The sequence below is a fragment of the Dechloromonas denitrificans genome, assembly GCF_020510685.1.
Classification (GTDB): domain Bacteria; phylum Pseudomonadota; class Gammaproteobacteria; order Burkholderiales; family Rhodocyclaceae; genus Azonexus; species Azonexus denitrificans_A.
The window spans coordinates 2,915,604-2,928,771 of sequence record NZ_CP075185.1 but is presented as its reverse complement, the minus strand read 5'-3'; the positions used below and the strand labels follow the sequence as shown (position 1 = coordinate 2,928,771).

Genomic DNA, 13,168 nt, shown 5'->3' with positions numbered 1-13,168 from the left:
CGGCCCGTCCGGCGGTTTTTTTTGGCGGGTTCGATTGTGGATATCCACAATACGCAGCGGTTACGCCTTTCGTAATAATTTCACTCAGTCGCAACTCAAGAATTGTGCGACCTAACCTTTGGAGGAGAAAAATGAAAATTTCCAAGCTGCTGATCGGCCTGTTGGCCGGTGCCCTGTCGCTGGCTGTCTATGCCCAGCAACCCATTGTGATCAAGTTTAGCCACGTCGTGGCGGCAGACACCCCGAAAGGCAAGGCGGCGGAAATGTTCGCCAAGAAGGCGGCCGAACTGACCAAGGGCAAAGTCAAGGTCGAGGTCTACGCCAATTCGACGCTGTACAAGGATAAGGAAGAAATGGAAGCGCTGCAGTTGGGCGCCGTCCAGATGCTGGCCCCGTCGCTGGCCAAGTTCGGCCCGCTCGGCGTCAAGGAGTTCGAGGTCTTCGATCTACCGTTCATCTTTGCCAATTACGACGACCTGCGCAAAGTCACCAACGGCGCGGTCGGGAAAAATCTGCTGGCCAAGCTGGAACCCAAGGGTATTCGTGGTCTGGCTTACTGGGACAACGGCTTCAAGTCCTTCTCTCTGAATTCGCCGATCAAGTCGCCGGCTGATCTGAAGGGCAAGAAGCTGCGCATCCAGTCCTCCAAGGTGCTTGAAGAGGAGGTCCGTGCCCTCGGCGGTTTGCCCCAGGTGATGGCTTTCTCCGAGGTATATCAGGCGCTGCAGACCGGCGTGGTCGATGGCACCGAGAACCCGATTTCCAATCTCTATACGCAGAAGATGCATGAAGTGCAAAAGCATCTGACCCTGACCGAACATGGCTACCTCGGCTATGCCGTGATCGTGAACAAGAAGTTCTGGGACGGTCTGCCGGCCGATGTCCGGGCGCAACTGAACGATGCGATGGAGCAGGCTACCCGCTATGCCAACCAGATTGCCAAGATCGAGAACGACAATGCGCTCGAGGCGGTGAAGAAAAGCGGCAAGACGACCATCTACGTGCCGACCAAGGAAGAGCGCCTGGCTTTCAAGAAGGCGCTGGTGCCGGTGCATCAGAAGATGGAAAGCCGGGTTGGCAAGGAGGTCATCCAGGCGGTGTACAAGGATATCGGATTCAAGCCGGATAGCCTGTAAGTCGTCGTAGTAACAAGAACCCGGGGGCTGCGGCCCCCGGGTTGCACTGGGGGAACCCGTTATGATCAACAAAGCGTTGAATCACCTTGAAGAGCTGCTGGTCACTTTCCTGATGGGCGCGGCCACGCTGATTATCTTCGTCTCCGTCATGCACCGTTATCTGGCCGGGCAGAATATTCCCGTCTTGCAGGACTGGTTGCTGACGCTCAATTTTGGCTGGGCGCAAGAGCTCTGCATCATCATGTTTGTCTGGATGGCCAAGTTCGGCGCCGCCTACGGCGTGCGTACCGGCATTCACGTCGGGGTCGATGTCCTGATCAACCGGCTCAACGAGGGCATGCGCGGCAAGTTCATCGTCTTCGGTCTGCTCGCCGGCGCGACGTTCACCGGCGTTGTCGCCGCGCTGGGGGCCAATTTCGTCTGGGAAAACGGCGCCCACTATGCCATCTTCCAGTTTCTCGGCATTGATACCGGCGACAACTACGAAGGCCCGACGACGCCTGACCTCGAGTGGCCGACCTGGATTGTATACAGCGCCATCCCGCTCGGTTCCTCGCTGATGTCTTTCCGTTTCCTGCAGGTCACCTGGAGCTTTCTGAAAACCGGCGAGTTGCCGCATCACGATCACGGTCATGTCGATGGTCTGGAAGAAGAAATTCCGCCGGTCGATTTCGACCCTTATGGCATGGATGACAACCTGCATATGCACGATCTGACGCACACGATGACCGGCGAGCGCCGAACCGGTAACGAGCGCCGCCATGCCGCCGACGGAAAGATCGATAGCGAACGGCGTCAGGCCGAGCGTCGTGCCAAGAACGAGAATGGAGACCAGCAATGAACGCCCTGGTGATTTTTAGTTTGCTGGCCGTCCTGATGCTGACCGGCATGCCGATCTCGATTTCGCTCGGCCTGACCGTGTTGACCTTCCTGTTCACGATGACCCAGGTACCGCTCGAATCGGTGGCGCTCAAGCTATTCACCGGCATCGAGAAGTTCGAAATCATGGCCATCCCGTTCTTCATTCTGGCCGGCAACTTTTTAACGCACGGCGGGGTGGCGAAGCGGATGATCAATTTCGCCACCTCGATGGTCGGCCACTGGTACGGCGGCCTCGGTCTGGCCGGCGTGCTGGCCTGCGCGCTGTTCGCGGCGGTCTCCGGTTCCAGTCCGGCGACGGTCGTGGCGATCGGCTCGATCCTGCTGCCGGCGATGGTCAAAGCCGGATTTCCGAACAAGTTCGGGGCCGGGGTGATCGCTACCTCGGGGGCGCTCGGCATCCTGATTCCGCCGTCCATCGTCATGGTGATGTACTCGGTGGCGACCAATACCTCGGTCGGCGCCTTGTTCATGGCCGGCGTCCTGCCCGGTCTGGCCCTGGCCGGCGTGCTCGGCGGCGTCACCTGGTATCGCGCCAAGAAGTTCAACTACCCGCGGCAACCGAAGGCGACCTGGGGCGAGCGCTGGAAAGCCTTTCGGGCGTCGGTCTGGGGCTTGCTGCTGATTGTCGTGGTGATGGGTGGAATCTACACCGGCATCTTCACGCCGACCGAAGCGGCCGCAATGTCGGCAGTCTATGCCTTCATTTGTGCGGTATTCATCTATAAGGACCTGGGTCTGAAAGATGTGCCGAAGGTGTTGCTCAATTCGGCCAACATGTCGGCGATGCTGCTCTACATCATCACCAATGCCGTGCTGTTCTCCTTCATCATGACCAACGAGAACATTCCGCAGGCGCTGGCCGACTGGATGCTGGGCAACGGCCTTGGCGTCATCACCTTCCTGTTGGCGGTGAATGTCATCCTGTTGCTGGCCGGCAATTTCATGGAGCCGTCGTCCATCGTGCTGATCTTCGCGCCGATCCTGTTCCCGGTTGCCGTGGCCCTCGGCATCCATCCGGTGCACTTCGGCATTCTGATGGTGGTGAACATGGAGGTCGGCATGTGTCATCCGCCGGTCGGTCTCAACCTGTACGTCGCCTCCGGTATTACCAAGATGGGCATCACCGAACTGACCGTCGCGGTCTGGCCGTGGCTGCTCTCGATGCTCGGCTTCTTGATCGTCGTCACCTACTGGCCGGGCCTGTCGCTCTGGCTGCCACGCACCTTGGGCATGCTGTAATCTGATCTGTCGGTGCAAAGCCGCGCCCCGCATTGTCCGGGCGCGGCTTTTTTATTTGGGGAGCGGCGTCTATGGCACAATCGGGACCCGTTTTTCGAATCAGCATTCCATGAAATTTGCTCTTGCCCTGCTTGCCGTCATCGTCGTTGCGCTAATCGTGCCGTTCTTCATTCCGCTTGGCAGTCAGCCCGAGGGCGTCGATCCGAACAACAACCTGCCGTGGCAAGTCGAATCCGACAACCAGGGCGGTAGCACGGTGTTTGGTCTGAAGCCGGGCGTCAGTACGCTGGGCGACGTGCGCCAGAAACTGGGCGCGGACATGGAAGTGGCGATCATTGCCGAGCCTGAAGAGTTGGGTTCGCTGGAGGGCTACTACGCGCAGGTGCCGCTCGGTTTTGTGCTGGCCAAAGTGATTGTTACGGTCGATGCTTCAAAAGACGCGATTTCTGCCATGCGCGAGCGGGCGCTGAAGGCCAAGCACATGGAGAGCACGACGCGGCGAATCACCTTGCATCCGGATGATCTGGCAGCGGCTGAAAATATGCCGGTGCGGGCGATCAGCGTGATTCCGACGGTCAATCTCGACGAAGCGACGGTAATCCAGCGCTTTGGTCAACCGGACGAGCGGCTGGTGCTTTCCGAAAAGCGGGTGCATCTGCTCTATCCAAAAAAAGGCCTGGATGTGTTGGTCGATGGTGGTGGCAAGGAGTTGCTGCAGTACGTTGCGCCACGGGATTTTGCGTTGCTGCGCGAGCCGCTGCAGGCGACCAGGGACGACAAAGCCGCTGGTCAGTGAGGCAGGCGTAGGCGCCGCTATTCTGCTAAAATCGCCCGTTTTTCAACTGACTAGCTTTTGCGGAGCAATTAAATGGCTATCGAACGCACTCTCTCCATCATCAAACCCGACGCTGTTGCCAAGAACGTTATCGGCAAGATCTACTCCCGTTTCGAATCGAACGGCCTGAAGATCGTTGCTTCCAAGATGGCCTGGCTGTCCCCGCAGGAAGCCGGTCAGTTCTACAGCGTGCACAAGGAACGTCCTTTCTTCAAGGATCTGGTTTCCTTCATGATCTCCGGCCCGGTGATGATCCAGGTGCTGGAAGGCGAAAGCGCCATCGCCAAGAACCGCGAACTGATGGGCGCCACCAATCCGAAGGAAGCTGCCGCCGGCACCATTCGCGCCGACTTCGCCGAATCGATCGACGCCAATGCCGTGCACGGTTCTGACGCCCCGGAAACCGCCGCTGTTGAAATCGGTTTCTTCTTTCCGGGCATGAACGTTTACGCCGGTCGTTGATTCACGCTCCCGTCGTCCCCGTGCAAGCGGGGATCCAGTCGTTTCTGGATTCCCGCCGGTGCGGGAATGACGGACTGGGATGCTGATGCAAAATCTTCTTGATCTTGATGGTGAAGGCCTGACTGCCTGGTTTGCCGGGGAGGGTGAAAAACCTTTCCGGGCACGGCAGGTGCTGCGCTGGATCCATCGTTCCGGCGTGGCTGATTTCGATGCCATGACCGACATTGCCAAGAGCCTCCGCGAAAAGCTCAAGGTGAAGGCGGTTGTCGCACCGCCAGTGGTTGTCTCCGACAAGCTGTCGGATGACGGCACGCGCAAGTTTCTGATCGACGTCGGCAATGGCAATGCCGTGGAAGCGGTATTCATTCCCGAAGGCGAGCGCGGCACGCTGTGCGTTTCGACGCAAGCCGGCTGTGCGCTCGATTGCGCCTTTTGTTCGACCGGCAAGCAGGGCTTCAACCGCAACCTGACAGTGGCCGAGATCATCGGCCAGGTGTGGTTAGCCAATAACGCCCTGGGGGCGGTGCATGGCGACGAGCGGGTTATTTCCAACGTCGTGCTGATGGGCATGGGCGAACCGCTCGCCAATTTTGAAAATTCCGTCGCTGCGCTCAAGTTGATGCTCGACGACAACGCCTATGGTCTGTCCCGCCGCCGCGTCACGGTGTCCACTTCCGGTCTGGTGCCGGTGATGGATCGCCTGCGCGATGAATGCCCGGTCGCCCTGGCGGTTTCGCTGCATGCGCCGAATGACCGACTGCGCGACGAGCTGGTGCCGATCAACCAGAAATATCCGCTCAAGGAATTGATGGCGGCCTGCCGGCGCTATCTGGAAAAAGCGCCGCGTGATTTCATAACGTTTGAATATGTGATGCTCGACGGCATCAACGACAGTGACGCCCACGCCCGCGAACTGCTGGCGCTGGTCAAGACGGTGCCGTGCAAATTCAACCTGATTCCTTTCAACCCCTTTCCCGGTTCGCCGTTCCGCCGCTCACCGGCCGAACGGGTGCGCCGTTTCGCCGATATTTTGATGGGGGCAGGCATCGTCACCACGACGCGCAAGACGCGGGGCGACGATATCGACGCGGCTTGCGGCCAGTTGGCCGGACAGGTCCAGGACAAGACCAAACGTACTGCCGGGCGGGTGATTCCGATCAAGGAGGCAAGGCCATGAGAGTCTTTTCGCTGAAACAGCGGGTTGCTGGGGTAGCCCTGAGCCTGCTCTGTATTTTTGCCGCCGAGGCGCAATACAAATTCGATCCGGTACCGGCCGACCGCAACATGGCGGCCAACGATCCGCGTAACCGGGCCAGGATCCATACCGAACTCGGCGCGATGTATTACCAGAGCGGCAACATGTCGGTTGCCCTTGATGAACTGCGCATCGCGCTGTCCGCCGATTCGAATTACTTTCAGGCCTACAGTATCCGCGGTCTGGTTTTTACCTCGCTGAAAGAGTACGGCAAGGCCGAGGATGACTTTCGGCAGGCCCTCAACATTGCGCCGAACGATCCGGAAGTGAATAACAACTACGGCTGGTATCTTTGCGAGACAGGCAAGGAACGCCAATCGATCGCCTATTTTCTGAATGCCCTGAAAAGCCCGCTTTACGAGACGCCCGATCGTGCCTACAGCAATGCCGGCACTTGCGCCCTGAAGGCGGGTGATCTCGAAGGCGCCCAACGCTATTTGTTGCAGGCCCTGCAGTTGTCGCGTGATGGCGGTCTGACGCCGCGCTTCCAGTTGGCCAAGCTGTTTTACCAGCGTGGCAATCTCGAGGAGTCGCGGATCTACCTGCAGGACGTGCTCAAAGTGATGGAGCCGCCGAGCCCCGAAGCACTCTGGCTGGGCGTCAGGCTCGAGCGCAAGCTCGGCAACCGGGCGGCCGAAGGGGGTTACGCCTCGCAACTGCGCGGGCGTTTCCCGAATTCGCCCGAATATCAGGAATTCCTCAAGGGTAATTTTGAATGAGTGAGCAGATCAACGCCGACGAAATTACTGCCGAAGCGGCAGTATTGGTTATTGAGCCCGTGGTCGGAGAGCAACTGCGTGCAGCGCGCACAGCGCGTGGGTTGGCGGTTCTCGATATCGCCCAGGCACTGAAGCTGGGGGCACGGCAAGTCGAGGCACTGGAGAATGGAGATTGGGCGTCACTGCCCGGGGCAACGTTCGTTCGCGGCTTCGTGCGCAATTATGCTCGCCTGCTCCAGCTTGATCCGGCGCCACTGATGGCGCAACTCGACAGTGTTCTCGAAAAACCGGTGAACAGTCTGTCAGTTCCCGAAGCCCGGCCTGCTTCGATGCCGCATACCGGCGGGGCCGCCTCGCGCCGCGACCGGGCGGTCGTCATGGCTGGCGCCGGTCTGGTCGTCCTGGCCGGACTGATCTATTTCCTGATTCCCAACGATCTGTCGGCTTTGCGTGAAAGCACCCAGAGCCTGCTTGACTCGCTGGCTCGCAAGGAAGAGCCGGCACCCGCCCCGGCCGACCCGGCGGCCGCGCCTGCCGAGCCGGTTTTCCCGCCGGGGGCGACGCCGCAGGAGATCATAAATCCGCAAGCGGTAACCCCGGCTGAAGTGACGCCTGCATCGGAGCGCACCGAAGCGAAGCCCGTCGCACCGGCACCAGGGGCCGAGACGACACCGGCGCCCGCCAGCACTGCGCCGCAAATGCGCTTCGTCTTCGACAAGGAGTCGTGGCTGGAAGTGCGCGATCGCGACAACAAGTTGGTTTTCTCGCAGCGCGTGGCTGCCGGTTCGGAACAAAGCCTTTCCGGCCAGGGGCCGTTTTCGCTGGTGGTTGGTTATGCGCCCGGCGTGCGTGTTTTCTGGCATGGTCAAGCCGTCGACCTGACGCCGCACATGCGCGGCGACGTCGCCCGTTTCGTTCTGGAGTAAATCGTGAGCGCTGTATCCAAACGCCTGACGCGCCTCGGCAAGATTGGTCATGTGGCCATTGGCGGTAGTGCGCCGGTGGTCGTTCAGTCGATGACCAATACCGATACGGCCGACTATCTCGGCACGGCACTGCAAACTGCCGAACTGGCGCGGGCCGGTTCCGAGCTGGTGCGCATCACGGTCAATACGCCGGAGGCCGCCGCTGCCGTACCGAAAATCCGCGAACATCTCGACCGGATGAATTGCAACGTGCCGTTGATCGGTGATTTTCACTACAACGGCCACCGCCTGCTGACCGAGCATCCGGCTTGTGCCGAGGCGCTCGCCAAGTACCGGATCAATCCGGGCAATGTCGGTTTCGGCAAGAAGAAGGACGAGCAGTTCGCCCAGATGGTCGAACTGGCCTGTCGTTACGACAAGCCGGTGCGCATCGGCGTGAACTGGGGCAGCCTCGACCAGGAACTGCTCGCCCGGATCATGGATGAGAACAGCCGCCAGGCCGTGCCGCTCGACGCCACCGAAATCATGCGCCATGCGATGGTGACGTCGGCCCTTGAGTCGGCAGCGAGAGCCGAGGAAGTTGGCCTGGCTGGCGACAAGATCATCCTGTCCTGCAAGGTGTCGAGCGTGCAGGATCTGATCGCCATCTACCGCGAGCTTTCCCGGCGCGCCGATTACGCATTGCACCTCGGGCTGACCGAAGCCGGCATGGGGTCGAAGGGCATCGTTGCCTCGACGGCGGCGCTTTCCGTGCTGCTGCAGGAAGGCATCGGCGACACCATCCGTGTCTCCCTGACGCCGGAACCCGGCGGTTCGCGGTCGCAGGAAGTGATCGTCGCCCAGGAAATCCTGCAGACCATGGGCCTGCGTGCTTTTACACCGATGGTCGCGGCCTGTCCCGGCTGTGGCCGGACGACCAGTACCCTGTTCCAGGAACTGGCCGGCGAAGTGCAGGATTTCGTCCGCGCCAAAATGCCGGAATGGAAGCTGCATTACGACGGTGCCGAGAACATGACGCTGGCCGTCATGGGCTGCATCGTCAACGGGCCGGGCGAATCGAAGCATGCCAACATCGGCATCTCGTTGCCGGGTACCGGTGAAGCCCCTTCCGCGCCGGTCTATGAAGACGGCGAAAAGACGGTCACCCTGAAAGGCGACAACATCGCCAACGAGTTCAAACAGATCATCGAGCGCTATGTTCAGCGCACCTACAACAAGAAACTGAAGTCATGAGTCAAACCTTGCAAGCCGTCCGCGGGATGAACGACATCCTGCCCGACGAAGCCGAATTCTGGGAACTGTTCGAGGACACCATCCGCTCCTGGCTGAAGAGCTACGGCTATCGCCCGATCCGCATGCCGATTGTCGAACCGACGCCGCTCTTCAAGCGCGCCATCGGCGAAGTGACCGACATCGTCGAGAAGGAAATGTATTCCTTCATCGACAGCCTGAACGGTGAACCGCTGACCCTGCGTCCGGAAGGGACGGCCGGTTGTGTGCGTGCCGTCATTCAGCACAACTTGATCGCCCGCCAGCCGCAGCGCCTGTATTACATAGGCCAGATGTTCCGCCATGAGCGGCCGCAGAAGGGGCGTTACCGCCAGTTTCATCAGGTTGGCGTCGAAGCGCTCGGCTATGAAGGGCCGGACATCGATGCCGAAATGATCCTGATGGGCGCCCGCCTGTGGGCCGACCTCGGGCTGGACGGCATTGCCCTCCAGCTCAACAGTCTCGGCCAGCCGGAGGAGCGCGCCTTGCACCGGGCCGCGTTGATCGCCTACTTCGAGGAAAACGCCGAGTTGCTTGATGAAGACGGCAAGCGCCGTCTGCATACCAATCCGCTGCGCATTCTCGATACCAAGAACCCGGCGATGCAGGATCTGTGCGCCGCCGCGCCAAAGCTGATCGACTACCTCGGGGCCGAGTCGCTGGCCCATTTTGAAGGCGTGCAACGTGTGTTGCGCGATGCCGGCATTCCTTTTACGATCAACCCGCGACTGGTTCGTGGCCTCGATTACTACAACCTGACGGTGTTCGAGTGGGTCACTGACCGTCTCGGTGCGCAGGGTACGGTTTGTGCCGGTGGCCGTTACGATGGCCTGGTCGGGCAACTGGGGGGCAAGGCGGCGGCGGCCTGTGGTTTTGCGATGGGTATCGAGCGCCTGATTGCCTTGATCAAGGATGCCGGTGGTGAGCCGGCTGCCCCGGCGCCCGATGTCTATCTGGTCCATCAGGGCGATGAAGCTTCCCGTCTGGCTTTCCGCGTTGCCGAAGGGCTGCGCGACCAGGGAGTCAATGTGTTGCTGCATTGCGGCGGGGGCAGCTTCAAATCGCAGATGAAAAAGGCTGATGGTAGCGGTGCGGCATTCGCCGTGATCATCGGCGATGACGAAGCGGCAACCGGCGAAGCGCAACTCAAGTCGTTGCGCGAAGAGGGCGTGGCACAGCAAAAGCTGAAAATTGATGATCTGGCTGACGCCATCATCGGACAATTGATCGATTCGGACGAAGAGGAATAAGCACGTGGCGCATTACGACCTCGAAGAGCAGGAACAGATAGCGACGCTGAAAACCTGGTGGAAGATGTACGGCAACCTCGTTTCCGGGGTGATTACCGTCTTTTGCCTGGTAGTGATCGGCTGGCAGGGCTGGAACTGGTATCAGCGCAGCCAGTCGGGACAGGCTTCGGCCATTTACAACGTGCTCGAACAGGCCGTGGCGGCCGGCGATGCCCAGAAGGTCAAGGGCGCCGCCGGTGAGCTCGCCGAAAAGTTCGGGCGGACCACCTATGCTTCGCTCGGGGCCTTGCTGGCTGCCAAGCAGTCTTTCGACGCCGGCGACCTGAAGACCGCCAAGGCCCAGCTGGGCTGGGTCGCAGAACATGGCAAGGACGAAATCAAGGATCTCGCCAGATTGCGCCTGGCCGCTGTACAGCTTGATGAAAAGGCGTACGACGAAGCGCTCAAGCAGTTGGAGGCGTCACATGCGCCGACCTTCGATGCCCGTTTCCTCGAGTTGAAGGGCGACGTGCTGACGGCCCAGGGAAAAAAGCCGGAAGCCCGCGCTGCCTACAAGGCTGCGCTGGACAAGGCGGAAAACAAGCCGGGGGCCGGCCAGCAACTGCTCCAGCAAAAGCTCGACAGCCTGGGTGAGGCCGCCTGATGCCGCGCCGCCTGGTCTTGCTTCTCGCTGCAGCCGGTTTGATGCTGAATGGCTGTGCGACCATTACCGACGGTATCAGCTCGCTCAATCCGTTTGCCAGTTCCGGTCCGAAAATGCAGCCGCTCAAGCCGTTCGTCGCAACGGCCGAAGTACGCACCGCGTGGTCGGCCAGTGCCGGCAAGGCCGGTGACTACAGCTTCGCGCCGGCGGTGGTCGGCAATGCCGTTTATGTCGCTGGCCGGGATGGTGCGGTCAGCAAGCTGGATGGCGGCAAAGCCGTCTGGAAGATCAATGCCGGTCAGCCATTGTCGGCCGGTGTGGGCGCCAATGCTCGGCTGGTTGTCGTCGGTACGCCGCGGGGCGATGTCCTGGCCTTCTCGGCCGAGGACGGCAAGCCGCTCTGGCAGGCCAAGGCTTCCAGCGAAGTGCTGGCCGCCCCGACCGTCAGCGATGACGGTGTCGCGGTCAAGAGCGGCGACAACCGCGTCTTCCTGTTCGATGTGGCCGACGGAACGCGCAAGTGGGTTTATCAGCGGTCGACGCCGACGTTGTCGATTCGCAGTGCCGGATCGCCGGTCTTTGCCGATCGCTTTGTCTTTGTCGGTTTCCCCGGTGGAAAATTGGTCGCCTTGTCCTTGCAGAACGGAGCACCGGTCTGGGAGGGCGCCGTGGCGCTGCCCAAGGGCGCGACCGAACTGGATCGGGTGGCCGACATCGTTGCTTCGCCGGTTGTCGATGGCCGTCAGATCTGCGCCGTCGCCTTCCAGGGCCGCGTTGCCTGTTTCGACATGGGGCAGGGCGGGGCGATGATCTGGTCGCGCGAACTCTCCTCGGCCGCCGGATTGGCGCTCGACGGGCGTTATCTCTTCGTTACCGACGACAAGGGCGCCGTCCATGCCCTCGACCGTTTGTCCGGCAGCAGCCTGTGGAAACAGGACAAGTTGCTCAATCGCCGGCTTTCCGGCCCGGCCGTACGCCGTGGTCTGGTTGCCGTGGCCGACGCCGAAGGCATTGTCCATTTTCTATCCCGTGAAGACGGCAGTTTTGCTGCCCGTCAGAAGACCGACGGCACATCTGTCCGTACGCCGGTTCAATTGCTCGGTTCAAGCTTTCTGGTGCAAACCGCTGGCGGCAACGTGAGCGCAATCGAGGCTCAATGAAACCTACGTTAGTTCTGGTAGGCCGACCGAATGTCGGCAAATCCACTCTTTTCAACCGCCTGACCAAGTCGCGCGACGCCATCGTTGCCGATATGCCCGGGCTTACCCGCGACCGTCATTACGGCCACGGGAAACTCGGGCGCAAGCCTTATCTGGTGGTCGATACCGGCGGTTTCGAGCCAATGATCAAGGAAGGCATCCTGCACGAAATGGCGCGCCAGACCGAGCAGGCGATCGTCGAAGCCGATGCCGTCATTTTCGTGGTCGATGGCCGCGCCGGCCTGACGCCGCACGACAAGGAAATTGCCAACAAGCTGCGGCGGATCGGGCGGCCGGTCTTTGTCGCCGTCAACAAGGCGGAAGGCATGAATCACGGGATGGTCGAAGCTGAGTTCCATGAGCTCGGCCTGGGCGAACCCAACGCAATTTCGTCGGCCCATGGCGAAGGCGTGCGCGGCCTTGTCGATCTGGCTTTGGATGCGTTTCCCGAGCCCGATGAGGAGGAGGCAAAGTCCGACTCGGTGCGCGTCGCGATTGTCGGTCGTCCGAACGTCGGCAAATCGACGCTGATCAATACCTTACTTGGCGAAGAGCGGGTCATCGCCTTCGATGCACCGGGTACGACGCGTGATTCGATCGAAATCGATTTCGAGCGGGGCGGCCGCAAGTACGTGCTGGTCGACACCGCCGGCATGCGCAAGCGTGGCAAGGTTTTCGAATCTATTGAAAAGTTTTCGGTGGTCAAGACGCTGCAATCGATCGAGGATGCCAACGTCGTCATTCTGATGGTCGATGCTCAGGCTGACGTTTCCGAGCAGGATGCGCATATTGCCGATTTCATCGTGCAGTCCGGCCGCGCGCTGGTCGTCGCGGTAAATAAATGGGATGGCCTCGATGCCTATACCCGGGAACAGACGCGCCTGACCCTCGAGCGCAAGCTGAAATTCCTCGATTTTGCCAAATTCCATTTCATTTCGGCGCGCGACAATATCGGTCTGGAGTCGCTGTTTCGTTCGGTCGACGGTGCTTTCGCCGCTGCCATGACCAAAATGTCGACGCCCCGACTGGCCCGTGTGCTGGCTGATGCGGTGGCCAAGCAGGCGCCGTCGAAGCATGGTCTTTTCCGGCCGAAACCACGTTATGCCCACCAAGGTGGCTCGAATCCGCCGATCATCGTCGTTCATGGCAATGCGGTCGATAAAATCACCGATAGCTATCGCCGTTACCTTGAACATACCTTCCGCGAGGCATTCAAACTTCAAGGAACGCCATTGCGCATCCAGTTTGTCAGCGCGAAGAATCCGTTTGCCGACAAAGACAAGAAATAAACCCTAAATGCTTTGGCAACCCGAGGTATTTTGGGTACATTAGGCAACTCATAACAACACACAT

13 protein-coding genes are annotated in these 13,168 nt (G+C 60.3%); all 13 read left to right on the top strand.

Features of this window, described 5'->3' with window-relative positions; all coding sequences use genetic code 11:
• The first annotated feature begins 131 nt into the window (after positions 1–131).
• The 13 genes from KI611_RS14000 to der all read left to right on the top strand — a co-directional run bounded on the left by KI611_RS14000 (position 132) and on the right by der (position 13,104).
• Positions 132–1,136, top strand: a complete 1,005-nt coding sequence (locus KI611_RS14000) for a TRAP transporter substrate-binding protein (RefSeq protein ID WP_226416268.1) — start codon at positions 132–134, stop codon at positions 1,134–1,136.
• Positions 1,137–1,200: 64 nt separating this feature from the next.
• A complete protein-coding gene (locus KI611_RS13995; protein WP_226419915.1) occupies positions 1,201–1,977 on the top strand; it encodes a TRAP transporter small permease in 777 nt (258 codons plus the stop codon).
• Positions 1,974–3,257, top strand: coding sequence for a TRAP transporter large permease (locus tag KI611_RS13990; protein ID WP_226416267.1), 1,284 nt, complete (start codon positions 1,974–1,976; stop codon positions 3,255–3,257). The genes KI611_RS13995 and KI611_RS13990 overlap by 4 nt, the downstream gene beginning before the upstream one ends.
• A gap of 109 nt (positions 3,258–3,366) precedes the next feature.
• The gene (locus KI611_RS13985; RefSeq protein ID WP_226416266.1) at positions 3,367–4,053 is read left to right on the top strand and encodes a hypothetical protein; all 687 of its coding nucleotides are present in this window, start codon (positions 3,367–3,369) and stop codon (positions 4,051–4,053) included.
• Positions 4,054–4,125: 72 nt separating this feature from the next.
• Positions 4,126–4,554 (top strand): nucleoside-diphosphate kinase, encoded by a 429-nt coding sequence (gene ndk / locus KI611_RS13980; protein WP_226416265.1) that lies wholly within the window; start codon positions 4,126–4,128, stop codon positions 4,552–4,554.
• Positions 4,555–4,639: 85 nt separating this feature from the next.
• A complete protein-coding gene (gene rlmN, locus KI611_RS13975; RefSeq protein WP_226416264.1) occupies positions 4,640–5,731 on the top strand; it encodes a 23S rRNA (adenine(2503)-C(2))-methyltransferase RlmN in 1,092 nt (363 codons plus the stop codon).
• Entirely contained in the window at positions 5,728–6,528 is an 801-nt protein-coding gene (pilW, locus tag KI611_RS13970; RefSeq protein ID WP_226416263.1) for a type IV pilus biogenesis/stability protein PilW, read from the top strand. Before rlmN ends, pilW begins: the two co-directional genes overlap by 4 nt.
• A complete protein-coding gene (locus KI611_RS13965; protein WP_226416262.1) occupies positions 6,525–7,454 on the top strand; it encodes a RodZ domain-containing protein in 930 nt (309 codons plus the stop codon). Before pilW ends, KI611_RS13965 begins: the two co-directional genes overlap by 4 nt.
• A gap of 3 nt (positions 7,455–7,457) precedes the next feature.
• A complete protein-coding gene (gene ispG / locus KI611_RS13960; RefSeq protein WP_226416261.1) occupies positions 7,458–8,687 on the top strand; it encodes a flavodoxin-dependent (E)-4-hydroxy-3-methylbut-2-enyl-diphosphate synthase in 1,230 nt (409 codons plus the stop codon).
• A complete protein-coding gene (gene hisS / locus KI611_RS13955; protein ID WP_226416260.1) occupies positions 8,684–9,973 on the top strand; it encodes a histidine--tRNA ligase in 1,290 nt (429 codons plus the stop codon). Before ispG ends, hisS begins: the two co-directional genes overlap by 4 nt.
• 4 nt (positions 9,974–9,977) lie before the next feature.
• Complete coding sequence (locus tag KI611_RS13950) at positions 9,978–10,616, top strand: YfgM family protein (RefSeq protein WP_226416259.1); 639 nt, start codon at positions 9,978–9,980, stop codon at positions 10,614–10,616.
• Positions 10,616–11,776, top strand: coding sequence for an outer membrane protein assembly factor BamB (gene bamB, locus KI611_RS13945; RefSeq protein ID WP_226416258.1), 1,161 nt, complete (start codon positions 10,616–10,618; stop codon positions 11,774–11,776). The genes KI611_RS13950 and bamB overlap by 1 nt, the downstream gene beginning before the upstream one ends.
• On the top strand, positions 11,773–13,104 hold the full coding sequence (der, locus tag KI611_RS13940; RefSeq protein ID WP_226416257.1) for a ribosome biogenesis GTPase Der: 1,332 nt from the start codon (positions 11,773–11,775) through the stop codon (positions 13,102–13,104). The genes bamB and der overlap by 4 nt, the downstream gene beginning before the upstream one ends.
• Positions 13,105–13,168: the final 64 nt, after the last annotated feature.